We start from the raw sequence: 23,616 nt of genomic DNA on the forward strand, positions 1-23,616 counted from the left end.
GGGGGCCGCTCGCTCCCGACTTCACAGTGTCGCGACCGGGCGGAAACGGGCAGACTGGAGGCATGAGCCGTGCCGGAACCCCCGCCGTCGAATCCGACCTCATCGACATCGACGAAGTGATCAATGCCTACTATGACCTCAAGCCCGACGCGAACGTGCCCGCACAGCGCGTCGTGTTCGGAACGAGCGGGCATCGCGGCTCGAGTCTGACGCGCAGCTTCAACGAGAACCACATCCTCGCAACGACCCAGGCCATCGTCGACTACCGCACCGGCCAGGGCATCGCCGGGCCGCTGTTCCTCGGCCGCGACACCCACGGTCTGTCGCGGCCCGCCGAGCGCACCGCGATCGAGGTGCTCGTGGCCAACGGCGTCGACGTGCACATCGACGCCCGAGACGCGTGGGTGCCCACGCCGGCGCTGAGCCACGCGATCCTCACGTTCAACCGAGGGCTGGATGCCGCGGACCCGTCGCGTGCGGACGGTATCGTCGTCACCCCCAGCCACAACCCGCCGGCCGACGGCGGCTTCAAGTACAACCCGCCCTCGGGCGGTCCCGCCGACACCGATGCGACGAGCTGGATCGCCGACCGTGCGAACGCACTGATCGCCGGAGGCCTGGAGGGTGTCAAGCGCACGCGTCTGGCAGACATCGACACCGACACCCTGGGCCGCTACGACTTCCGCCAGAAGTACGTGGAAGACCTGGCATCCATCATCGATATCGAGGCCATCCGCAAGGCCGGCATCCGCATCGGTGCCGACCCGCTCGGCGGTGCCTCGGTTGAGTACTGGGCGCTCATCGCCGAGATGTACGAGCTCGATCTGACGGTCGTGAACCCCGAGGTCGACCCGACCTGGCGGTTCATGACGCTCGACTGGGACGAGAAGATCCGCATGGATCCGTCGTCGCCCTCGGCGATGGCGGCGCTGGTCGCCCGGCGCCACGAGTACGACCTGCTCACCGGCAACGACGCCGACGCCGATCGGCACGGCATCGTCACCCCCGACGCAGGGCTGATGAACCCGAATCACTACCTTGCGGTCGCGATCGACTATCTGTTCGCGCACCGTCCGGAATGGCCGAAGGATGCCGCGGTCGGCAAGACCCTGGTCTCGTCGATGATCATCGACAAGGTCGCGGCCTCGCTCGACCGGCGGCTGCTCGAGGTTCCGGTGGGCTTCAAGTGGTTCGTTCCAGGTCTCCTCGACGGCTCGGTCGCGTTCGGCGGCGAGGAGTCGGCGGGTGCCTCGTTCCTGCGCAAGGACGGCTCGGTGTGGACGACCGACAAGGACGGCATCCTGCTGTGCCTGCTGGCGTCGGAGATCCTGGCGGTGACGGGCAAGACGCCCTCGCAGCGGTACGCCGAGCTGACCGAACAGTTCGGCGCATCGGCCTACCAGCGCGTCGATGCCCCCGCGACCAAGGAGCAGAAGGCGGCGCTGGCTCGTCTTGCGCCAGAGGATGTGTCGGCCACCACGCTGGCCGGCGAGGAGATCACGGCGAAGCTGTCGCACGCGCCGGGCAACGGCGCGCCGATCGGCGGCCTGAAGGTGCAGACCGAGCACGCCTGGTTCGCCGCGCGCCCGTCGGGCACCGAGGACGTCTACAAGCTCTACGCCGAGTCGCTGCGCGGCGAGGATCACCTGCACCAGGTGCAGGACGAGGCCCGCCGAGTGGTGGATGCCGCGCTCGGCGCGTAGGCCCGGGGAGGCCCATCGCGGTCGCGCTACCGATTTCCGCGAACGCGCCTGCGAATCGCGGGCGCGAACGTCGATCTCTGTAGCGCGAGCGGATCCGCGCGCTCCCGCGTGTTGCTCGCGCTGCTCCCCTCTGGGAGCGCTGCTCCCTTCCTCCACAACAACCCGGGCGGGGGACTCTTTCCACAGATCGGCCGACGACGCCTTCTCCTCTGCTGAGCCCGGCATAGCCTCGTGACATCCGCGGATTCCCGCGGGAGAATGGAGGCATGACCGTGACACCGGATGCGATCGGCGTGGTGGTGGCGATCTTCGCCGCCCTCGTCGCCTTCATCGGCAGCGTCGCGGGCCTGCTCGCGCGCCAGTCCCGCTGGATCGGCGAACGGTTCGACAAAGTCGACGCGCGATTCGAGAAGGTCGACGCGCAGTTCCAGAGAGTCGATGCCGAATTCGCCTCCGTGCGTCAGGAGATCGCTTCCGTGCGCGACGAGCTCGTCGAGGTCAAGATCTCCGTGGCCCGACTGGAGGGCCCTCAGCCCCGGTTGCTGCGTCCCTCGCACTGAGAACAAGGCATCACCACCGACGGACTCCGCGATGAACCACTCGGAGCCGGCAGTCCACGGCGCGGCCCGCGCGCTGAGCCCGCTCGCGGGCGCTCAGCGCTCACCGCTGCTCAGCGCGGCGCGGCGCTCTGCCGGATGACGAGTCGGGTCGCCACGAGAGACGACTCCACCGTCTCTCCCTCGATCTCGCGCAAGAGCGCCGAGACGGCGGTCGCCCCCACGCTCTCGAAGTCCTGGTGCACCGTCGTCAGCGGAGGCCAGAAGTTCGCCGCCTCGGGCATGTCGTCGAAGCCCACCACGCTGATGTCCTCCGGGACGCGCACGCCCTGCTCATGGAATGCCCTCAGCGCGCCGAGCGCCATCTGGTCGTTGGCCGCGAACACCGCGGTGGCCCTCTTCTCGCGCACAAGCCGCAGTCCAGCCCGGTAGCCCGAGTCGGCGCTCCAGTCGCCGCGCAGCACCTCGGGCACCGGAGCACCACGGGCTCGGAGCGTCTCCTCCCACGACCGGCGTCGCTGCCCCGCCGAATAGGACTCCTCCGGCCCTGCGATGTGCCAGACCGTGGCGTGGCCGAGGTCGAGCAGATACTCGGTGGCGAGCCGCGCCCCCTGCGCCTGGTCGGTGTCGACGACCGGACGGGCCGCGCGGGCTCCGGCATCGACCACGACGACCGGCAGGCCGGTGGGCAGCTCGATGTCGGCCTCGTGCAGCAGGTGCGCCTCGATCACGATGATGATGCCGTCGACGGCCTGCTCGCTCAGGCGCGCGAACGCCCCCGAGACACTCGCCTGGGTCGCGGCATCGAGCGGGATGAGTGTCAGTGCGTACCCCGCTTCGGTCGCCTCATCGGCGATCGCCTCGAGGTTGCGCATGTTACCGTACGTCGCGAGCGTGAAAAGGATCACCCCGATGTTGCGGTAGCGCCCGGCTTTGAGGGCCCGCGCGGCGCTGTTCGGGCGATACCCCAGCTCTTGCATGGCCGCCACGACCTTGTCGCGTGTCGCCGGCCGCACGACGTCCTTGCCGTTGGCGACGCGTGAAACGGTCTGCGCCGATACGCCGGCGACCTTCGCCACGTCGTTGATCGACGGCTCACGCCGCGCCCGGGCCCCGGTCATCTTCGCCCTCCCGCCCCGAATGTTTGCGTTGACATCGTAGCCGGTATCCGCGTATGTTTGCGTAAACAACCTGCCGACACCGTGAATGAGGCACGTCGATGACGACAACCGTCGCCCCACCGCTCGCGACCCGAACCCCCTCAGCGCTGCGCCGCTCGAAGCGCGACTGGCGCGGGTGGGCGTTCGTGGCACCGTTCATGATCGTGTTCGCCCTGGTGTTCCTCGCGCCGCTGGCCTACTCGATCTATCTCAGCCTGTTCCGCACCCAGCTGGTGGGCGGGACGACGTTCGTGTGGTTCGCGAACTACATCCAGGCGCTGACCGACCCGCAGTTCTGGGAGTCGTTCGGCCGCGTGCTCCTGTTCCTGGTCGTCCAGGTGCCGATCATGCTCGCCCTCGCGCTGGCCGCCGCCCTCGCGATCGACAGCGCACGGCTGCGCGGGGCGTCCTTCTTCCGCATCACGCTCTTCCTCCCCTACGCTGTGCCGGCCGTCGTCGCCGTGCTCATGTGGGGATACATCTACGGCGACCAGTTCGGCCTGACCGCGAACATCAACCAGCTCGTCGGGTTCGACCTCATCACGCCGTTCGCGAAGCAGTGGATGCTGGTCTCGATCGGCAACATCGTCACCTGGGAGTTCGTCGGCTACAACATGCTGATCTTCTACTCGTCGCTGAAGACGATCCCCACCGAGCTGTACGAGGCGGCATCCATCGACGGCGCCGGCACGTGGCGCACCGTCTTCTCGATCAAGATCCCCGCTCTGCGCGGCGCGATCGTGATCGCCACGATCTTCTCCATTATCGGGAGCTTCCAGCTCTTCAACGAGCCGAACATCCTGCGTCCGCTGGCCCCCAACGTGATCACCACCTACTACACGCCGAACATGTACGCCTACAACCTGTCGTTCGCCGGCCAGCAGTTCAACTATGCGGCCACGGTCGCCATCATCATGGGCATCATCACCGCCGTGATCGCCTACGTCGTGCAGTTGCGCGGCTCCCGAGCGGAGGTGCAGTGATGACCGCTCCGGCCTTCGCCCGCGACCGGGTCGGCACGACCCCCTTGCGCCCGCGCCGATCGAAGACCCTGCTCATCGTGATGGTCGTCTACGCGATCTACACGCTGGTGCCGCTGGTCTGGCTGCTGGTGAACTCGACGAAGACGCAGGCCGGGCTGTTCTCGAGCTTCGGCCTGTGGTTCAGCGATGACTTCGCCTTCTGGGACAACCTCGTGCAGACCCTCACTTACAACGACGGGATCTTCCTTCGCTGGCTGGGCAACACCCTGCTGTACGTGGTCGTGGGCGCCGGGGGTGCCACGCTTCTCGCCACCCTCGCCGGCTACGGGCTGGCCAAGTACCGGTTCCCCGGCCGTCGGGCGGTGTTCGCCATCGTGCTCGGCGCCGTCGCGGTGCCCGGCACGGCCCTCGCCGTCCCGACTTTCCTTCTGTTCAGCCAGATGGGGCTGACCAACACCCCGTGGTCGGTGATCATCCCGTCGTTGATCAGCCCGTTCGGCCTCTATCTGGTCTGGGTGTACGCCGCCGACTCCGTGCCGACCGAGCTGCTCGAGGCGGCCCGCATGGACGGTGCCGGTGAGTTCCGCACGTTCTTCACCATCTCGATCCGGCTGCTGATGCCGGGCATCGTCACGGTGCTGCTGTTCACGGTCGTGGCGACCTGGAACAACTACTTCCTCCCCCTGATCATGCTCAGCGATCCGCAGTGGTATCCGCTCACCGTCGGCCTGAACCAGTGGGCCGCGCAGGCGCAGGGCGCCGGTGCCCAGCCGATCTACAACCTCGTGATCATGGGGTCGCTCCTCACGATCATCCCCATCGTCATCGCGTTCCTCCTGCTGCAGCGGTTCTGGCAGTCGGGGCTGAGCGCGGGAAGCGTCAAGCAGTGACCGGGGCCTGCTGGCGGCATCCCCTCCCGGCCGCCCCGCAACCGCGGGTCGGAGCACTCGAAAGGACACAGCAATGAAGCACATGTCAGGCACGCGCCGCCGTGTTGCGGCTCTGGCCGCGCTCGGCACCGTCGCCGCCCTCGCCCTGGCCGGCTGCGCCGGCTCGAGCGACACCGGCGGCTCCGGCGACAGTGGGGCTGCGGCATCCGGCAGTCTCGACTCGATCAAGGCCGCGCTCGAGAAGGGCGGCGAGATCACCTACTGGTCGTGGACGCCCTCGGCTGAGGCACAGGTCGCCGCCTTCGAGAAGGCCTATCCCAAGGTCAAGGTCAAGCTCGTCAACGCGGGCACCTCCAACGACCAGTACACGAAGCTGCAGAACGCGATCAAGGCCGGCTCGGGCGGCCCCGACGTCGCCCAGATCGAGTACTTCGCTTTGCCGCAGTTCGAGCTCACCGATGCACTGTTCGACCTCTCGGCCTACGGCTTCGGCGACCTCGAGGACGACTACACGGCGTCCACGTGGAACTCGGTCACGTCGGGCGACAAGGTGTACGGGCTGCCGCAGGACTCCGGTCCGATGGCACTGTTCTACAACAAGGCCGTGTTCGACAAGTACGACCTCGCCGTCCCCACGACCTGGGACGAGTACGTCGCCGACGCCGAGAAGCTGCACGCGGCAGATCCGTCGAAGTACATCACGAGCGACATCGGCGACGCCGGCTTCACCACGAGCATGATCTGGCAGGCCGGCGGGCATCCGTTCCAGGTCGACGGCACGAACGTGAAGATCGACCTGCAGGATGCCGGCTCGAAGAAGTGGACCGGCACCTGGAACACCCTCGTATCGAAGGGCCTCGTGGCTCCGATCGCCGGCTGGAGCGACGATTGGTTCAAGGCGCTCGGCAACGGCACGATCGCGACCCTCGTGACCGGCGCCTGGATGCCGGGCAACCTCGAGTCGGGCGCTCCCGACGCGTCCGGCGACTGGCGCGTCGCCCCGATGCCCACGTATGACGGGCAGCCCGCCTCCGCCGAGAACGGCGGCAGCGCGCAGGCCGTGATGAAGCAGAGCAAGAACCCCGAGCTGGCGGCCGGCTTCCTGTGGTGGCTCAACAACAGCGACGAGTCGATCTCGGTCTTCCTTCAGAGCGGCGGCTTCCCGTCGACGACGAAGCAGCTGCAGGCCGACGACTTCCTGAACGCGACACCCGACTACTTCGGCGGTCAGAAGATCAACGAGGTGCTGGCGGATGCCGCGAACAACGTGGTGACCGGGTGGCAGTATCTCCCGTTCCAGGTGTACGCCAACAGCATCTTCGGAGACACGGCCGGGCAGGCGTACGCCGACAAGTCCGATCTCAACGCCGGTCTGCTGAAGTGGCAGAGTGCGCTGGTCGACTACGGCAACCAGCAGGGCTTCAGCGTCAACAAATAGCACCGACACGATGAGGGGGCGGCTCGCCGCGGCGGGCCGCCCCCTCCCTCTTCGAACGAGAGCCTCCCCGTGACCACCTTCACCATCGGCGACACCGACTTCCTCCTCGACGGACAGCCCCATCGCATCCTGTCGGGCGCGATCCACTACTTCCGTGTGCACCCCGACCACTGGGCCGACCGCATCCGCAAGGCGCGGCTCATGGGGCTGAACACGATCGAGACCTACGTGGCCTGGAACGCCCACGAGCCCGTGCGCGGGCAGTGGGACGTCTCCGGCGCGAACGACCTCGGACGCTTCCTCGATCTGATCGCCGCCGAGGGGATGCACGCCATCGTCCGCCCCGGCCCGTACATCTGCGCCGAGTGGCACAACGGCGGCCTGCCGGTCTGGCTGACCGCCATGGAGGGCGTCGCGCTGCGCCGCAGCGACCCCACCTACCTCGGCGAGCTCGAGCGGTATCTGCGTCGCGTGTACGAGATCGTCGCACCTCGGCAGATCGATCGCGGAGGCCCGGTCGTGCTCGTCCAGATCGAGAACGAGTACGGCGCCTACGGCGATGACAAGGACTACCTGCGCGAGCTCGTGCGCATCACACGGGATGCCGGCATCAGCGTCCCGCTGACGACGGTGGATCAGCCGCAGCCGCAGATGCTGCGCGACGGCTCACTGCCCGAGCTGCACCGGACGGCCTCGTTCGGCTCGCACGCGACCGAACGCCTCGCGACGCTGCGCGCGCACCAGAGCACCGGGCCGCTCATGTGCTCGGAGTTCTGGGACGGCTGGTTCGACTGGTGGGGCGGCGTGCACCACACGACGAGTGCTCGGGATGCCGCGGCCGAGCTCGACACGCTGCTGGCGGCGGGCGCATCCGTCAACCTCTACATGTTCCACGGCGGCACGAACTTCGGGCTGACGAACGGCGCGAACGACAAGGGCCGCTACCTGCCGCTGGTCACGTCGTACGACTACGACGCGCCGCTGGACGAGGCGGGCGACCCCACGGAGAAGTACTACGCACTGCGCGATGTCATCGCCCAGTACGCGCCGGTACCCGATGAGCTGCCGGACTCTGCGGGCCCGGCTCCCACGCCCGCGGCCGTCTTCACCGCGGCCGCTCCCCTGCTCCGCACTCTGCCCGATCTGCTCGGCACTGCCGACGAGCCCCCGACGCTCGACGCCCTCGGTCTCGCCAGCGGTCTCGTGCTCTACTCGGCGGCGCTGCCCGAGGCCGGCGTCTTCGAGGTCGACGAGGTGCGTGACCAGGCCTGGGTGCTCGTCGACGGCGTGCGCGTCGGGTCGCTCTCGCGCACTCGGCACGAGCGGGCGCTCGTCGTGCCCGCCGGTGCGCGCATCGACGTGCTCGTCGAAGAGCAGGGTCGGGTCAACTACGACCACCGGCTGGGCGAGCCCAAGGGACTCATCGGAGCACCGCGGCTGAACGGCCGCGCCCTCACCGGGTGGACGGCGACGCCGATCGAGCTGGAGGCCGCGGCCGCGGCATCCCTCACAGCTCTCCCCGGCGACGGAACGCCGATCGCCGGCCCCGTCGTCGTGCGTGGATCGTTCACGCTCGACGCGCAGGCGGACCTCTTCGTCGACACGGACGGCTGGGGCAAGGGCTTCGCGTTCGTCAACGGGTTCCTGCTCGGGCGCTACTGGTCGAACGGCCCGCAGCGCACGCTGTTCGTTCCGGGACCCGTCACCCGCGTCGGGCAGAATGACGTGACCGTGATCGAGCTCGAGCAGCTGCTCACCGACCGCGCACGATTCGCCCCGGGACTGGCGCTCGGCCCCGGCGAGGAGTGAGCGCGATTCGCGTCACCCCTGCCAGGCGCGAGCCGCCTCCCACACCTCGGTGTACGCCTCGGCGCCGTTCATGAGCTGGGCCTTGAGCTTCGCGGCATCCGGCCCCGCCTGCTGCACGATGTCGACGGTCCAGTCGGCCTGCAGCCCATAGGTGGCGACACCGTCGGTGTTCAGGTCGAAGGTGCGCTCGCCCATCGTGAAGCGGTCGAGCGTCACGCCGTTCAGCGCCGTGGCCGGGTACTCGAGCGGGTTCGTCGCGGCGTCCGAGCGCGCGGCCGCCTGGTCGCCGAGCCCGTTCACGTCGGTGCCGAATCCGTAGCCGGTGATCGCGCCGGGGTTCGCGGCCGCGTTGTTCTCACGCCACACGTCGATGAAGCCGCCGTGCTTGTCCTCGTCGTCGTAGGCGGCGGTCGCGTACGATCCGACGAAGCCACCGAGGTCGGCGATGCGGGCGATCACGGCCGGATCGCTCCACGTGTGCGCGGTGATGACGCCCGGATAGTGCCGTGCGGCTGCGATGTCGAGCACGGCGTCGGCCGTCTTCACGCCCATGTGATCGATGTGGATCATCATGCCGCGGTCCATGGCCCGGTCGACGAGATACCGGCCGAGGTCGGTCAGGCCACGCACGTTGCACAGCGGTCCGGTCGGATACACCGGCAGCACCGTGCCCGCCGGCAGCCCCGAACTGCTCAGCAGTCCCGCGATCTCGTCGCTGCGCAGCGGCTGGTCGTTGTCGTGCTCGGCACCGGTGCACGTCTCGGTCTGCCACCAGTGTCCGGTGGAGATCTTGTTGCCGATGTTGACCGCGGCCCCCTGCGTGCCGGCGTCGAAGCGCGTGCCGCCGAACGCGTTGTCGAACTTGTGCACCGGGTAGATGCCCGAGACCCCGTACGACTCGAGCTCGTCGAGACCCGCATCGATGTCGTCGGTCGTGCACTGCGGCACGTCGTCGATCTCGCGGCAGCCGAACAGCTCGCTGTTCTCGACGCCGACGATCACCGCGAGCTTTCCCTCGGCGGCGATCTGCCGCACCTGCGCGGGTGTGGTCGCGATGCGGAACCAGCCCTTGCCCGGGCCGCCCGACTGCGCGTCGATGTAGTCCTGCATGTCGTGCAGATACTTCGCCTGCAGCCTGATCTGGTCCATCTCGTCGCAGCTGGTCCCCTTGTCCGGGTACACGTCGCAGATGACGCGGTTGGCGACGAGCAGGGCGTTGAGGATGCGCTCCCCGCTCATCCAGACGCGTTGGATGCCACGGAAGTACGCCTGCTCGTGCAGCAGCGTCGTCGGGGTCGGCCAGTCGGTGAACGCCGGCCAGCCCTTGTAGTCCATGAACGGGTCGGTGCCGGCGATGAGCGCGCCGGCGTATCCGCCCAGGCCCACGGCCGAGTGCGAGAGGCAGCCGGCGAGGGCCACCTCGACGCCGCCCGGTGAGAACGGCTCGCCGCAGCGCAGCCGGCCGCCGAACGCGACCGCCGCGGTGATGTGCGTGTGGTCGTCGATGAAGCCGTTGAGCGTTCCATCGGCGTTGACGGTCGGCTCGGGCGTTCCCGACACGCCGGGGTCGACGTCCGCCGCCGACGCGCACCCCGTCGCCGGCTCGAGGCGGAACGTACCGTGGGCCGTGACGAGGGTGCCCAGCAGCGAGCCGATGCGCTTTCCGTTCTTCGTCGATGCGATCTGGTACTCGTCGCCGTCACGTGTCACCGCCCACTCGGCGCGATCGCCCCAGCTCGTGCCGGGCATGACCGTGCCCAGCACGCTCAGGTAGAGCACGTTTCCCTTCACATCGATCAGGCGGTAGCGGCCGAGCGCCGTCGCCTCGAAGCGGATCTCGACGGCCTTCGAGGCCGTGCCGAGCGTGCCGTAGCTCGCCGCGGAGCGCGTCACGTAGCTGTGCGAGCCGCCCGTGCGCAGCACCGCGCAGGTGCCGTCGAGGTCGGTCGCGGGTGCCGGGGCCGCGTGCGCGGCCGTCAGCGACGCGGCGACGATGCCGACCGACACGGCGAGCGTGGCAAGCGCACGGCTCAGACGTCGGAACCGGGGGCGCCGGCCGGACGCGGCGGGCGCGGTCGAAGAAGCGGGCGAAGCGGTCATGCGGGGGGGACATGCGTTCTCCTCGGGCTCGAACGTCTTTGTGCGAGATATCCGGATGCTATGCCTTGTGTCGCACGGTCGACAAGAGAGTCGGCAGAATGGGGGTGACCCTTTCCCGTCTCGCAAGGAGTGACATGACCTGGCTCGTGACCGGCGGTGCCGGCTACATCGGCGCCCACATCGTCCGGGCGCTCGGCGCTGCAGGACTCGAGCCCGTCGTCATCGACGATCTCTCCAGCGGACACGCATCGTTCGTTCCCGATGGCGTGCCGTTCGTGCAAGGGACGATCCTCGACCGTGCGCTCGTGGAGAGCACGCTGCGCGAGCACGGCGTCGCGGGCGTCATCCACGTCGCCGGATTCAAGTACGCGGGGGTCTCGGTGCAGCGTCCGCTGCACACGTATGCGCAGAACGTCGAGGGCACGCGCGTCGTGCTGGAGGCGATGGATGCCGCGGGTGTCGCGAACCTCGTCTTCTCGTCGTCGGCCGCGGTCTACGGCACGCCTCACGTCGACCTCGTCGTCGAGACCACCGAGAAGCACCCCACCTCGCCGTACGGCGAGTCGAAGCTCATCGGCGAGTGGCTGATCGCCGACCAGGGCACAGCGACGGCGGGGTCGCCGCATCCCCTCCGCCACACCTCGCTGCGCTACTTCAACGTGGTCGGCTCGGGTGACGCCGCGGTGTACGACACCAGTCCGCACAACCTGTTCCCGCTCGTGTTCGAGGCGCTGATCGCCGGCAGGACGCCGAAGATCTTCGGCGACGACTACGCGACCGAAGACGGCACGAACGTGCGCGACTACGTGCACGTCGCCGACATCGCCGCCGCCCACGTCGTGGCAGCCCAGCGGCTGGCGGGCGGGCAGCCGATCGAGCCGGCGTACAACCTCGGCTCGCAGAACGGGCTGTCGGTGCGCCAGATCATGGATGCCATGGCGCGCGTGACCGGCATCGACTTCACGCCCGAGATCTCGCCGCGACGCCCGGGTGACCCCGACCGGATCGTCGCGACCGGCGAGCTGGCCGCCCGCGACCTCTACTGGGCGAACCGCTACACGGTCGACGAGATGGTGCGCTCGGGCTGGGAGGCCCGCCGGGCCGCCGACGCGTGACCCGGTCATCGAGCGCGGGAGCCGGTCGGTGAGCGCCCACACTGGGCCGGAGCGTCCGGCGGGCACCGCCGACGGCGCGGCCCTCGCCTGGGAGCAGCACGGCACCGGTGAGCCGCTCCTGCTGATTCCGGGTCAGGCGGTGAGCCGCCGCACCTGGGACCTCATCGTGCCCGCATTGGCCGAGCGCTTCCGGGTGATCGCCTACGACCACCGCGGCATCGGCGCATCGACCCTGGGCGACCCCGCCGAGTGGTCGACGCGGATGCTGGCCGCCGACGCCGTCGCGGTGCTCGACGCCGCCGGCGCCGACCGTGCACACATCGTCGGCCACTCGATGGGCGGGCGCATCGGCCAGTGGCTCGCGATCGACGCGCCCGCGCGCCTCGCGTCGCTCACGCTGATCTCCGCCACGCCGGGTGATGCCCGCGGGATGCCGCGGCCCGACGCCGCGACCCGCGCTCTCGCCGGCGGCGACCCCGAGGTGCTGGGGCCGTACTTCTTCAGCGCGGGGTTCCGGCAGCGGCATCCCGACGTCCTCGGCCTCCTCGCCCGGGGCGAGGCGCCCATGCGGGCGCGCCGCGGGCATTACGTCGCCAGCTCGACCCACGACACGTGGGATGAGTTCGCGCGCATCACGGCCCCCACGCTCGTCGTGCACGGCGCCGACGACGAGATCACGCGGGTCGAGAACGGGCAGGCTCTGGCCGAGCGCATTCCCACAGCGGAATATCTCGAGCTGCCGGGCGGCCACGGCATCTACCTCGAGGATCCGGCCGTCGTCGCCGCCGTCGTGGACTTCGCGTCGCGGCATCCCGCCTGAAACCGGCTCAGCGCGGCGCGGGGCCCGAGCTCTCGCGCACGATGAGCTCCGCGGGGATCGTCACCAGCCCCGGCGCAGCGGGCGCCTCGATCCGCGACACCAGCACGTCGACCGCCCGCGCCCCCAGCGCGTCGAAGTCCTGGCGCACGGTGCTCAGCGGGGGGCGATAGTCCGCAGCATCCATCACGTCGTCGAAGCCGACGACGCTCACGTCCTCGGGCACCCTCCGTCCGGTCTCGGCGAGCGCGCGCAGCAGCCCGAGCGCCATCTGGTCGTTCGCGGCGAAGACGGCGGTCGCATCGGCCGGCAGCTCCCGGCCGAGGAGATGACCGGATGCCGCGGACCAGTCGCCGCGCAGGGGTTCGACCACGTCGGCACCCGCCGAGGCCAGCGCCTCGCGCCATCCCCGCTCGCGCTCGTCGGCCGAGAACGAGCCGGAAGGCCCCGCCAGCAGGTGCACCGTGCGATGCCCGAGCCCGAGCAGATGCCGGGTCGCCGCGGCCGCGCCGTCGGCGTGCGCCGTCTGCACGACGTCGAAGCGGTCGGCCGCCGGGGCGTCGACCACGACCAGGTGCAGGTCGTCGGGCACGGTCGCCCCCTGCGTCGACGCGGTCGCCTCGTTGAGTACCACCGCGCCGTCGACGCCCTGGTCGCGCAGCCGCTCGAAAGCGACGTCGATCGGGTCGCCTCCGAGCGTGACGACCACCAGCGCATAGCCGCGGGATGCCGCGGCATCGGCCACCGCCTGCAGCATGCGCGAGTTGCCCACCGTGGCGAGCGTGGTCGCGACCAGGCCGATCGTCTGGGTACGGCCGGTGCGCAGCGCGCGGGCGGCGCGGTGCAGGCGGTAGCCGAGGTCTTCCATCGCCGCCTCGACGCGCTCGCGCGTGGCCGGGTCGACCCGCGGGCTGCCGTTGACGACGCGCGAGACGGTCTGCCCCGACACACCGGCCCGGGCTGCGACATCGGCCATCGAGACCCGCTTCATCGCCCGCCCCCGTTCAGAACTCCGGTGATCCCCGTGGTGTTGACGATAACATACCGGAGTTGATACCGTGTGATCGTCAACATGAAGGAGTTCTGACCCATGCCTCTCGACCTCCCGTACGACGAGCCCACCGTCCTCGGCGCCGGCGTCGTCAAGCGGCCCGCACGCCTGGCCGACGGCCGCGAGCTCATCTACTACGACGACCCCGACACGACGCTCGGCCCCGACCGCGCCGTCGACGCGCGCGAACTCGACCCGCGTCCGGCGACCGCCACCATGCGCCAGGACGTGCTCACCGGCGACTGGATCTCGGTCGCCGCCGCCCGCCAGAACCGCGCCTTCCTGCCGCCCGCCGACCTCGACCCGCTCGCCCCGCAGACGCCGACCAACCCGTCCGAGATCCCCTCGCGCTACGACGTCGCGGTCTTCGAGAACAAGTCGCCCTCGTTCGGTCCCGCGCTGGCCGCCGCGACCGGCGCGGCCCCGGCCGGCGAGAACCCTCCCGAGGGCCTCGACGACCTGCAGCAGCTGGGTCTCGGCCGCAGCCGCACGAGCGTCGGACGCTGCGAGGTCGTGTGCTTCAGCCCCGACACCGCCGGCTCGTTCGGCACCCAGTCCGTCACCCGCGCGCGCACCGTCATCGAGGCCTGGGCCGATCGCACCGCCGCGCTGTCGGCGCTGCCGGGCGTCGAGCAGGTCTTCCCGTTCGAGAACCGCGGTGAAGCCATCGGCGTCACGCTCGGCCACCCGCACGGACAGATCTACTCCTACCCGTACATCACGCCGCGCACCGCGCGCACGCTCGACAGCATCGAGCGCACCGCGCCCACCCTGTTCCAGGACATCCTCGACTTCGAGCGCGCCGGGGAGCGCGTCGTGCTCGAGGGTCTGCGCTGGACCGCCTATGTGCCCTTCGCCGCACGCTGGCCGCTCGAGGTGCACATGATGCCGCACCGCCAGGTCGCCGACTTCGCCGAGACCGACGAGGCCGAGCGCGACGAACTGGCACGCCTCTACCTCATGCTGCTGCGCGGCGTCGACCGCCTCTACGACACCGTCCCCACGCCCACTCCGCACGACGCTGACGCGTCGCACGGAGCCTCCGGGCGCGGGGCCCCGACCCCGTACATCGCGGCGTGGCACCAGGCGCCCGTGCACGTCGCGCGCGACACCTACCGCCTGCACCTCGAGCTCACGAGCCCGCGCCGCGCCGCCGACAAGCTCAAGTTCCTCGCCGGGTCGGAGGCCGCCATGGGCGCCTGGATCGCCGACATCCCGCCCGAGACCGCCGCCGCCCGGTTGCGTGACGCCCTCGAAGGAGTACAGCTGTGACGACGATGGATGCCGCGGCCGCCCTGTTCGCGACGCTCACCGACCGCTCCCCCGAGGGCGCCTGGTCGGCGCCCGGGCGGGTGAACCTCATCGGCGAGCACACCGACTACAACGACGGTTTCGTGCTGCCGTTCGCGATCGACCACCGCACGCACGCGATCGTCGGCCGACGCGACGACGCACGCATCCGCGTGGCGTCGACGTTCGCCGACGAGGCGGTCGAGGTCGCGCTCGACGAGCTCGATGACCTCTTCCCGTCCGACGGAGCACCGTCGGTGCCCGAGTGGGCCGCATACCCGCTGGGCGTGGCCTGGGCGCTGCGTCATGCCGCCACGACGCCGCAGATCGGCGTCGACATCGCCATCGCGTCCGACGTGCCGGTCGGCGCAGGTCTCTCGTCGTCGGCGGCCATCGAAGGCGCGACGGCCGCGGCCCTCAACGACGTGTGGGACCTCGGCCTCGACCCGGTCACCCTCGCCCGCGTCGGGCGGCGTGCCGAGAACGAGGCCGTCGGCGCTCCGACCGGCATCATGGACCAGATGGCCGCCATGCTCGGCCGCGCCGATGCCGCGATCTTCCTCGACTGCCGCTCACTCGACGCCCAGGTCGTCGACCTCGGCTTCGCCGCGGCGGGCCTCGAGCTCGTCGTGATCGACACCCGCGTCACGCACGCGCACTCGACCGGCGGGTACCGCGAGCGCCGCGAGGCCTGCGAGCGCGGCGCCGCGCTGATGGGCGTGCCCGCGCTGCGGGATGTGAGCGTGGCCGACCTCGATCGCGCGCGCGAGATCATGGACGACGTCACGTTCCGCCGCGTGCGGCACATCGTCACCGAGAACCAGCGCGTGCTCGACACCGTCGAGACGCTGCGCACGCAGGGCCCGACCGCGATCGGCGCACTGCTCGATGCGTCGCACACCTCGATGCGCGACGACTTCGAGATCTCGGTGCCCGAGCTCGACACGGCGGTGGAGGCGGCCCGCGCCGCCGGCGCCCTCGGCGCCCGCATGACCGGCGGCGGATTCGGTGGGGCCGCGATCGCGCTGACGCCGCACGACCGGGTGGAGGCGGTTCGGGATGCCGTGACCCGCGCCTTCGCCGACGCCGGCTTCGCCGCGCCGCGGGTGTTCACCGTGACCCCGTCGGAGGGCGCCCGTCGCGACGGCTGAGCCCGCGGCATCCGTTCTCCGTCCCGTCCCCGTGCACACGGTCGGGGATCGCCTTCGACACGCCGTGCCGCGGCGCGCCTTCCCGGCGCGCCGGCGAGAATCCCCGACGCCGTGCACAGTCAAAGGCCGGACGCCATGCCCGGGCAGAGCCCGACCTCGTGCCCGACGTGGTTGGCAGACGAGACGGGAAGAGGGCGGGATGCCGCGTGGCACCCCGCCCTCTGAGTTCGCAGATCGAGCTACTCGTTGCCGACGGCCCCGTCGGCCTTGCCACGCAACTCGTCGATCTTCGCGTCCGCCGAGTCCGGCGCGACCTTCTTCGCGAGGTCGGCGGCGCCGTCGAGGACCTTGTCGCTGACGTCCTCGGCCTGCTCGCTGTGCAGCAGGCCCTCGATCTTGTTCTTGTTCTCTTCGAAGAGTTCCTTGCCCTTGTTGACGATGTCGTCGATCCCCATGGGACTCCCTCCCTTTCGGGGCACCCGGTGGTGCCGTTGTGTTCAGTATCGTGCCGTCGGTCGCCCGAGCACCATCCCCTCTCAGGATTCGCGTCGGCGTCGGATGACGACCAGCCCCGCGCCGAGCAGCACCAGAACGAGCGCGGCCGCCCCCACACCCCAGGCGATCGTTCCACCGGTGACGGGGAGCTCGACCTCCGGCGTGGGCGTCGGCGTGGGTGTGGGCGTCGACACGGGCGGGACGATCGCGGTCGTGGTGCAGCCGTCGCACGTGCCACCCGGGCCCGCCGGATCGACGACGTTGCGCAGGGTCGTGTCCGCGGCATCCGCATTCACCCGCACGCGATAGTGGACCGACGCCGACGCATCCGGCTGCAGCGTCGGAATCGTCCACGTCAGCGTCGTGCCGGACAGCTGCAGGTCATCGTCGAGGTCACCGACCAGCGCCGACGCCGACAGGACGTCGCTCAGATCGTCGATGGCCTCCGCCCCGGTGACGACGGCGTCGGAGGTGTTGCGCGCGGTGAGGGTGTAGGTCACCACATCACCGGGTTGCACGGTCGAGCCGCTCGCGGGGTCGGAGCTCTTCGAGAGCGTCCACGCCGGCGTCACGTGCGTCGTCGAGCAGTCGGTGCAATCGGTCGGCGGCACTTCGCCGTCGGCCGTGACCGCGTTGCGGATCGTGACGCCGTCGGCCGCCTGCTTGACGATGGCCTGATACGTCAGCGTCAACGGCGTGCCCGCGCGGACGGTCCCGACATCCCATTCCAGGGCGTCCGGGCGCAACGAGGTCGTCCCCTGCGAGGCCGTGATCGAGTCGACCTGCAGGCTCGCATACGGGCTGACGTCGCTGAGATCGTCGGTCACCACGACGTCGTCGACGAACCCGACGTCGCCCGGAGTGACCGTCACCGTGTAGGTGATCGTCTGCCCGGGCTCGACCGTCGAGCCGCTTGCGGGATCACTCGTCTTCGCGACCGTGTAGCTGCCGATCGTCCGGGTGAGCTCGTTCACCGCGGCGACGAGGATGTCCGCGTCGTCCTCCGTCGTGAACTGCACGGAGGCCCCCGATGCAGCGGTGGTCGACGCCACTCCCGTGACGGAGAGGGAACTCGACCAGGCGTACGAGGGGTCGGATGCCGCGGGTGGCTCCTGCTCGGTGACCGTGCAGTCTGCGCCCGCTGCGATGTCGGCCGGCGAGTTCCAGACCTCCCCGTCTTCGAGCTCGACCGTTCCGGGGCCGTCACCCGGATAGAGGTCGCCGTTCTGCGCCCGGCATTGCCAGGTGAAGGTGAAGACCGATCCCGGCACCAGTCCCGCGGTGTCACCGGTGACGGTCTTGCTGAGCGTGAAGGCGCCGACGAGTCGCTGCACGGTGTTCGTCACCGTGATGGTCGGGAATGCCGCGCCCGCCTCCGGTGCGACCACGCTCGAGCCGAGGTCGGCCGGCAGCCACACGAACGACGGCGCACCGGGAACGGGCTGGTCGGGCCGGGTCTCAGCGGTCACCGAGCACTCTGATCCGACGAGGATGTCGGGGATCGTGACGACGCCGTCGTGTGCGACAGGTCCCCACTCTCCCGTCACGGGGTCGTCGCCCGCGTATCGGCAGGAGTACTCGCCGGTGAAGGTCTGCATCCAGTCGAGGTTCTGGTCGAAGGTGTGCGCGCCGGCCACGAGATCCTTCGTGATCGCGAACTCGGTGCGGACCCGGCTCGTCGAGTTGTGCACCGTGACCTCGCCCGTGTCACCGGCTGTGGTGGCGACCTCGCCGCTGTCGGGCGTGAACGTCGGGACGTTCCAGGTGAACGAGCCGTCGGTCAGGTCCGCGTCATCGAGGGTGTCCTCCTGCACCGCGCAGTCGGCCGTCGCGGGGATGGCCTCGTCGCTCGGTGCCGCGACGGTGGTCGAACCGCCCGCGGCGTCGGTCGCCCAGCGCCCCGAGGCGACCGTCTGTCCGCCGAGCGTGCACGTCCATGCGCCGCCGACCTGCAGGCCGTCGGGCAGTGCGGCCGCCACGCCGTCGTAGGTCTTGTGGATCTGCAGCCCCGCCCACACGCGCTGCGCGCTGTTGGTGACGGTGAGCGCCGCCGGCTGCGCAGATGAAGCGATGACCGCGGCATCCGAGTACTCCGGGTCCTGCCACGTCCACGACCCGTCGACGAGATCCGCATCGTCGAGCGCCGTCTCGGTCACCGTGCACGACGATGTCAGCGGGATGTCCTGGTCCCCGGTGAGCGTGGCCTCACCGGATCCCGTCACCGACCATGTCCCGGAGTAGGTTTGCTCGCCCGACTCACCGTCGCGGTAGACGCATTCGTACCCGCCGGTGAAGGCTGCACCGTCCGCCACGGCAGCCGGCGTCGTGATCTGCTTCGTGATCTGGACTGTGCCGGTCACGCGCGAGATCGTGTTCGTGACAACGGCGTGCGCGGTCTCATCGGCGACGATCGTGGCGGTGTCGCCGGCCGTGCCGTTGATCTCGTACTGGATGCCGCCCCAGGCATACGACGTGTCCAGGAGAAGGCTCGAGGGCGGCGACAGCTCCGTGACCGTGCACGACCAGCCCGCCGGAACGTTGTCGATGAGGGTCACCGCGGCTCCGCCGGGCTGCACCTTCACCTCACGCTCGAGCCGTTGGTCGTCACCGCGCGTGCAGGCGACGCCGACGGTGAATCCGTCGAAGTCGTCGCCGGGCGCGAAACCGGCGGTGGCGCCGGTGAGGTGCTTGGTGACATCGATCGACCCGGTGTGCCGGATGAGCGCGTTCGCAACGCCCATGACGTTGTCGGCAACGACACCCGAGACACTCTGGATCGAAGTGATCTGAGGATCGGCCCATGCATACGATGGGTCTGTCGACGAGGGATCGCCGAGGTCGTCCTCGGTCGCCGTACAGGTACTCGTGAGCAGGATGCCGGCGGCCGGGACCCCTGTCAGCGTCGCGGGTTCGCCGGCTACGCCGGTCCAGGTCCCCGTCACCGGGTCATCGGTGCCGTACTGGCAGCTCCAGGTGCCCGTGTACTCCTTGTCGGGATCGACGACGCCGTTGAACCCGTTGTTGTCGAACGTCTTCTGCAGGCCGATCGTGCCGTACCGGCGCACGATCGAGTTCGCCACCGTGATCGAGTAGGTGCCGTCGACGTCCTCCACCTGCACCGGATCGCTGTAGACCGGCGAACCCCAGGCGAACGAGTCGTCCTTCAGACCGTTGGTGACCTGCGCCTCGACGGCGTGGCAGGTCACGCCGAGCGGCACCGCCCAGGTCGCCGTCCCGCCCACGGTGACGTCCTTCGCCTTGAGCGTGACGCCGTCGCAGACGAGCCAGATCGAGAACGTCTTACCGGGCTCCGCCAAGCCGTTGTCCGGATCGCTCAGCGACTTCTGCACCGACACGTCGACGGTCTTCGGGCTGATGGTGTTGGTTGCCGTCACGGCAATCTCGGTGCCGCCATCGGGAATCGTGAAGACGGCCGAACCGGTACCGTCCGTCATGCCCTCTCCCGAGAAGCTGACGCCGTCCCAGCTGTAGGGGTCCTTGGCGTCGGGTGTGCTGGTCTCGGTGAGGGTGCAGACCGAGCCCGCCGGGATGTCAACACCCTCGCCCGGTCCCGCGCTGCTGCCCGCCGTCATCGTCAGATCTCCGGTGATCGCGGTGCCGCCCCCGGCGGGCACACACGAGTAGTGGAAACCAAAGTCCCCGTCGTCAAAGGCGTCGCCGGGCGCCCCGCCGACGACCGACTTGGTCACCGAGAACGAGCCCAACACACGGTCGAGCACGTTCGTGACAGTCGCCGATGCGCCTCCGGCGACGACCGTCGTCGGTCCGGGCACGTTGACACCCCACGAGTATGAAGGATCGCCCGGCACGGGAATGGCCGGATCGTTCTCGGTCACGGTGCAGACCGAACCGACATAGACCTCGGCAGGGGCATCCAGCGTCGCGGGCCCACCGGCCGCAGGCGCGGACCAGCTGCCCGAGGCCTGCAGAGCACCGGCGTACGTGCACGACCAGGTGCCCGTGAAGTCAGCGGTCGGCGTGGCAGTGGTCGTGTTGTTCACCGTCTTCGTGATCGTGAACGGCGCCGTCACCCGGGTGATGTCGTTCGTCACGGTCACCGGCTCGGGCGTCGTCGTGGCCGGCACAGTCACATTCTGCGAGGCGGGCGGGTCGCTCCAGGCGAACGATTCGTCGGGCAATCCGTCGCTTCCCGACGGGGCAGACGTCTCACTGACGGTGCACGCCGTTCCGATCGGCAGCAGCGGGGTCTGCGGGGTCTGCGGGTTCGGCCAGCTCACGTCGAAGTCTGCCGCGTAGTCCGCGGTCTCACCCTGCGCGGGTGCGTTGCACGCGACGTGGATCGTGAAGGTCGTCCCCGAAGCCACGCGGTCGCCGTAGTTGGCGATGTCCTTGGTCACCGAGATACGGCCGTATCCGATGCGGTTGTGGTTGGTGACCGTCACGGTCGCCGACCCGTCGGCCGGAATGGTGACGGTGCCGTCGGTGAGCCCCTCGTACGTCGGGGCGTCCCATACGTAGCCGTCCGCGAGAAGGTCTTCGGAGGGCGTGGTCTCCTGCACGCGGCAGACGTTGCGGGCGGGCACCTGGACGGTCTGCGAGCCGCCGGCGGCCAGGGTCACCTCGCCGGTCGTCTTGCCGCAGTCATAGCTGATGGTGAAGTCCTCGCCCGTGCCGGTGTACCCGGCACCGGTGACGACCTTCGCCAGGGTCAGGCTGACGAGGTGCCGCTCGAACGTATTGGTGACGGCGACCGTGGCCGCTCCCGAGGCGGGGACGGTCACCGTACCCGGATCGATCGATGTGTCTGCCCAGTCGTACTCCTCCGCGGCGAAGTCGCCCGCCTCGGTCTGCGGTGCCGTTTCGGTGACCACACACGACGAGGTCGCCGGGACCCCGGGGATCTCCGCGGGCGTCCCGGGAGTGATCGTCGTGGTGCCGCTCGCCGTCGTCGCCCCGCCGAGCGTGCAGGTGTATGAGACCGTGAACTCACGGCCGAGCCCACCCGTGTAACCGGTGGTCGGGGTACCGGCGTTGGCCGGCTCGACGGTCTTGGTGATCCGCAGCACTCCGGTCCGCTGCGTGGCCGAGTTCGCGATGTTCACGCGAACCGCGTCATCGGCTGGAATGACGACGGATGCGGTGTCCGGAGGTGAATTCCAGACCCAGGAGGCGTTCGCGAGACCCTCAGATCCGCTGGGCACCGCCGTCTCGGTGACTGTGCAGTTCGCGCCCGCGGGCAGGTCGTCGACGGTCACGACGGTGCCCGCCTGGCCATCGGTGGCGCTCGGGTTCACCGTGACCGTGCCGGTGATGCCGCCGTCGCACGTGTAGCGCGCGGTGAAGCCGACGCTCGTGCCACCGGTATAGCCGCCGGACGGACTCGTCGTCACGGTCTTGGTGATCTCCAGCCGACCGGTCTGGAAGGTGTTCGTGACGTGACACGTCACGTTCTGCTGGTTCGCCAGCGTGACGGAGCCACCCGTGACCGGCACGGACTGAGTCGGATTCGCCGTCAGGAAGCAGGTCCACGGCCCTGTGACGTAGCCCGCCGTACGGTTGGAGCCGTCCGCGGTCTCCGACAGCGCATAGGTCCCCGCTATCACTGATTGGTTCGTGATCGCCGGGTTGGGCGTCGTGTTCGTCTGCCCGGTCTGCCCCTCACCCGACACCGCGCCCTGCCCGGAGATGCTCTGGGGCCGTGCCGTCAACGTCCAGTTGAACGGGCTGGCGAGTGCGCCCGTCTGACCGGTGGTGACGACCTGCTTCTGCAGCGTCAGGGTCGCGCGCGGCGTGTAGGTGTTCGTGTACGTGCAGGTGATGGGAACCGCGGCGACGTCGGAAGTCGAGTAGTCGCCGTCGAACGTGACGGACTGCCCCGTGACCCTGCCGATCGCATTGCCGACCCCGTCGGTACAGACCAGGCTCGTGAACGACCACGGCGCCGTCTGCGCACGCTCGGTGATATTCACTGTCTGGCCGACCGCGAGATTGTTTGTGATCGAGGCCGAGCCGTTCGATCCGGTGGCCGTCGGTGTCAGCGAGAAGGCGCTGCCCCACAGCGAGCCGGCCAGCGTGCTCGAGGCATCGAAGGTGAAGACCGGGATGGAGCTGGGCGCTCCGTTGGGCGCGGCCACCTGCTTGACGACCGTGAGGGTGCGCACCTGCTCGAGCGACGCGTACAGACACCCGTACGTCGTTGTTCCCTCAACGGTGCTGAAGGAGTTGATCACGTTCGTCGTCGAGGTGACGGTGGCGTTGCAGGTGTTGTTCGCGCCCTGCGGGGCCGTGAACCCGAAGACGACGAGCGTGTACTTGAGCCCACCGACAGTGATCTGCTGCTGTGAGATCTGGTTGGTGAAATCCAGCAGGTCGTTGTTCCGGGGATCCTCAGGCGGCGAGGCGTTGTTGGTGGTCTCGTGCAGACGCCATTGATAACTGAGCGTCGTGGAGAGGAACTGCACGTTCATGTCACCGCGGAACCAGGCGTTCGAGTTGTACACCGGACGGTTGATGTGGACCATGCGTCCGACGTTGAATATCGTGCCGGTCTCGACGTTGCCCACCGAGCGAGGCGAGAAGCCGATGGTGCTCTGACTGCTCAGGTTGATCCCCTGGCTGGCGGCTTGACACGTCGAGGTATCGTTCCCGCTGCGCCCGTGAGCGACGAGCGCCGTGGTCCCCGCGCTCACCCAGGCGGTGTTCCCGTTCTGGTAGGGGGAGCTTCCGTTGGTCCCTCCGGTGTTGGGCGCGGTGCCAGTGGTCACGCCGTCCGCGGCGATGCCGTACCGCGTGCAGTCGTTGGCCTGGGGGTTGGCGCTGCCGTCCGCGCTGCCCGGCGCGCCCTGCCCCGTCCACCCGGACTGATTCGCCATCTGTGCCTGCACAGACCCGACGTTCACCGTGGCGGCGGATGCGGCATCCGCACCTCCCACGAGCGACCCGACCGTGAACGCCGACGCCAGCGCGACGACCAGCGCGGTGACGGTCCCGAAGGAGAGAGTGCGAACGCCCCGGCGGACGACAGGAGAATCAGACGCAACACGAGTCACACACCGCAGGCTACAGGCGACCACGG

Annotated in this window: 15 protein-coding genes; 10 read left to right on the forward strand and 5 right to left on the reverse strand. The window is 69.5% G+C overall.

The features are described from left to right. Positions 1-62: 62 nt before the first annotated feature. Both pgm and ABMQ42_RS17370 read left to right on the forward strand, forming a co-directional pair. Positions 63-1,703, forward strand: a complete 1,641-nt coding sequence (pgm, locus tag ABMQ42_RS17365) for a phosphoglucomutase (alpha-D-glucose-1,6-bisphosphate-dependent) (RefSeq protein WP_349724266.1) — start codon at positions 63-65, stop codon at positions 1,701-1,703. 266 nt (positions 1,704-1,969) lie between these two features. Continuing rightward, positions 1,970-2,263 carry a hypothetical protein gene (locus tag ABMQ42_RS17370; RefSeq protein ID WP_349724267.1) on the forward strand — a complete coding sequence of 98 codons (294 nt, stop codon included), beginning with the start codon at positions 1,970-1,972 and terminating at the stop codon, positions 2,261-2,263. A gap of 110 nt (positions 2,264-2,373) precedes the next feature. On the opposite strand, the gene ABMQ42_RS17375 is transcribed toward ABMQ42_RS17370, so the two are convergent. Continuing rightward, positions 2,374-3,381, reverse strand: a complete 1,008-nt coding sequence (locus tag ABMQ42_RS17375) for a LacI family DNA-binding transcriptional regulator (RefSeq protein ID WP_349724268.1) — start codon at positions 3,379-3,381, stop codon at positions 2,374-2,376. Positions 3,382-3,479: 98 nt separating this feature from the next. On the opposite strand from ABMQ42_RS17375, the gene ABMQ42_RS17380 reads away from it, so the two are divergent. The 4 genes from ABMQ42_RS17380 (at position 3,480) to ABMQ42_RS17395 (ending at position 8,540) form a co-directional block, all read left to right on the forward strand. Then, entirely contained in the window at positions 3,480-4,403 is a 924-nt protein-coding gene (locus tag ABMQ42_RS17380; protein WP_349724269.1) for a carbohydrate ABC transporter permease, read from the forward strand. Then, the gene (locus ABMQ42_RS17385) at positions 4,403-5,293 is read left to right on the forward strand and encodes a carbohydrate ABC transporter permease (protein ID WP_349724270.1); all 891 of its coding nucleotides are present in this window, start codon (positions 4,403-4,405) and stop codon (positions 5,291-5,293) included. The genes ABMQ42_RS17380 and ABMQ42_RS17385 overlap by 1 nt, the downstream gene beginning before the upstream one ends. Positions 5,294-5,366: 73 nt before the next feature. Beyond that, positions 5,367-6,731 (forward strand): ABC transporter substrate-binding protein, encoded by a 1,365-nt coding sequence (locus ABMQ42_RS17390; RefSeq protein WP_349724271.1) that lies wholly within the window; start codon positions 5,367-5,369, stop codon positions 6,729-6,731. 69 nt (positions 6,732-6,800) lie between these two features. Further along, positions 6,801-8,540 carry a glycoside hydrolase family 35 protein gene (locus ABMQ42_RS17395; RefSeq protein ID WP_349724272.1) on the forward strand — a complete coding sequence of 580 codons (1,740 nt, stop codon included), beginning with the start codon at positions 6,801-6,803 and terminating at the stop codon, positions 8,538-8,540. A 12-nt stretch (positions 8,541-8,552) separates the two neighbouring features. On the opposite strand, the gene ABMQ42_RS17400 is transcribed toward ABMQ42_RS17395, so the two are convergent. Continuing rightward, positions 8,553-10,640: a hypothetical protein gene (locus ABMQ42_RS17400; protein ID WP_349724273.1), complete on the reverse strand. Its 2,088-nt coding sequence runs from the start codon at positions 10,638-10,640 to the stop codon at positions 8,553-8,555. A gap of 134 nt (positions 10,641-10,774) precedes the next feature. Between ABMQ42_RS17400 and galE the strand changes: the two genes are divergently transcribed. Together galE and ABMQ42_RS17410 are read left to right on the forward strand one after the other, a co-directional pair. After that, entirely contained in the window at positions 10,775-11,755 is a 981-nt protein-coding gene (galE, locus tag ABMQ42_RS17405; protein WP_349724274.1) for a UDP-glucose 4-epimerase GalE, read from the forward strand. A gap of 28 nt (positions 11,756-11,783) precedes the next feature. Beyond that, the gene (locus tag ABMQ42_RS17410; RefSeq protein WP_349724275.1) at positions 11,784-12,575 is read left to right on the forward strand and encodes an alpha/beta fold hydrolase; all 792 of its coding nucleotides are present in this window, start codon (positions 11,784-11,786) and stop codon (positions 12,573-12,575) included. 7 nt (positions 12,576-12,582) lie between these two features. Here the strand turns inward: ABMQ42_RS17410 and ABMQ42_RS17415 are convergent, their stop codons facing one another. Beyond that, complete coding sequence (locus ABMQ42_RS17415; RefSeq protein ID WP_349724276.1) at positions 12,583-13,548, reverse strand: LacI family DNA-binding transcriptional regulator; 966 nt, start codon at positions 13,546-13,548, stop codon at positions 12,583-12,585. A gap of 114 nt (positions 13,549-13,662) precedes the next feature. On the opposite strand from ABMQ42_RS17415, the gene ABMQ42_RS17420 reads away from it, so the two are divergent. Together ABMQ42_RS17420 and galK are read left to right on the forward strand one after the other, a co-directional pair. Further along, positions 13,663-14,895, forward strand: a complete 1,233-nt coding sequence (locus ABMQ42_RS17420) for a galactose-1-phosphate uridylyltransferase (protein WP_349724277.1) — start codon at positions 13,663-13,665, stop codon at positions 14,893-14,895. Positions 14,896-14,900: 5 nt separating this feature from the next. Next, positions 14,901-16,064, forward strand: a complete 1,164-nt coding sequence (gene galK, locus ABMQ42_RS17425; protein WP_349724443.1) for a galactokinase — start codon at positions 14,901-14,903, stop codon at positions 16,062-16,064. A 239-nt stretch (positions 16,065-16,303) separates the two neighbouring features. Here galK and ABMQ42_RS17430 read toward each other — a convergent pair whose 3' ends face one another. Both ABMQ42_RS17430 and ABMQ42_RS17435 read right to left on the reverse strand, forming a co-directional pair. After that, on the reverse strand, positions 16,304-16,519 hold the full coding sequence (locus ABMQ42_RS17430; protein WP_349724278.1) for a hypothetical protein: 216 nt from the start codon (positions 16,517-16,519) through the stop codon (positions 16,304-16,306). A gap of 81 nt (positions 16,520-16,600) precedes the next feature. Further along, positions 16,601-23,590 (reverse strand): DUF5979 domain-containing protein, encoded by a 6,990-nt coding sequence (locus ABMQ42_RS17435; RefSeq protein ID WP_349724279.1) that lies wholly within the window; start codon positions 23,588-23,590, stop codon positions 16,601-16,603. Positions 23,591-23,616: the final 26 nt, after the last annotated feature.

This window comes from Microbacterium sp. KR10-403 (assembly GCF_040196215.1).
GTDB lineage: Bacteria > Actinomycetota > Actinomycetes > Actinomycetales > Microbacteriaceae > Microbacterium.

What these genes read in the sequence shown, in the direction of transcription:
- ABMQ42_RS17420 (WP_349724277.1), top strand. Translation starts at nt 13,663, where the DNA reads ATGCCTCTCGACCTCCCGTACGACGAGCCCACCGTCCTCGGCGCCGGC.
- ABMQ42_RS17390 (WP_349724271.1), top strand. Translation starts at nt 5,367, where the DNA reads ATGAAGCACATGTCAGGCACGCGCCGCCGTGTTGCGGCTCTGGCCGCG.
- ABMQ42_RS17400 (WP_349724273.1), bottom strand. Translation starts at nt 10,640, where the DNA reads ATGACCGCTTCGCCCGCTTCTTCGACCGCGCCCGCCGCGTCCGGCCGG.
- galE (WP_349724274.1), top strand. Translation starts at nt 10,775, where the DNA reads ATGACCTGGCTCGTGACCGGCGGTGCCGGCTACATCGGCGCCCACATC.
- ABMQ42_RS17375 (WP_349724268.1), bottom strand. Translation starts at nt 3,381, where the DNA reads ATGACCGGGGCCCGGGCGCGGCGTGAGCCGTCGATCAACGACGTGGCG.
- pgm (WP_349724266.1), top strand. Translation starts at nt 63, where the DNA reads ATGAGCCGTGCCGGAACCCCCGCCGTCGAATCCGACCTCATCGACATC.
- ABMQ42_RS17385 (WP_349724270.1), top strand. Translation starts at nt 4,403, where the DNA reads ATGACCGCTCCGGCCTTCGCCCGCGACCGGGTCGGCACGACCCCCTTG.
- galK (WP_349724443.1), top strand. Translation starts at nt 14,901, where the DNA reads ATGGATGCCGCGGCCGCCCTGTTCGCGACGCTCACCGACCGCTCCCCC.
- ABMQ42_RS17430 (WP_349724278.1), bottom strand. Translation starts at nt 16,519, where the DNA reads ATGGGGATCGACGACATCGTCAACAAGGGCAAGGAACTCTTCGAAGAG.
- ABMQ42_RS17380 (WP_349724269.1), top strand. Translation starts at nt 3,480, where the DNA reads ATGACGACAACCGTCGCCCCACCGCTCGCGACCCGAACCCCCTCAGCG.
- ABMQ42_RS17370 (WP_349724267.1), top strand. Translation starts at nt 1,970, where the DNA reads ATGACCGTGACACCGGATGCGATCGGCGTGGTGGTGGCGATCTTCGCC.
- ABMQ42_RS17415 (WP_349724276.1), bottom strand. Translation starts at nt 13,548, where the DNA reads ATGGCCGATGTCGCAGCCCGGGCCGGTGTGTCGGGGCAGACCGTCTCG.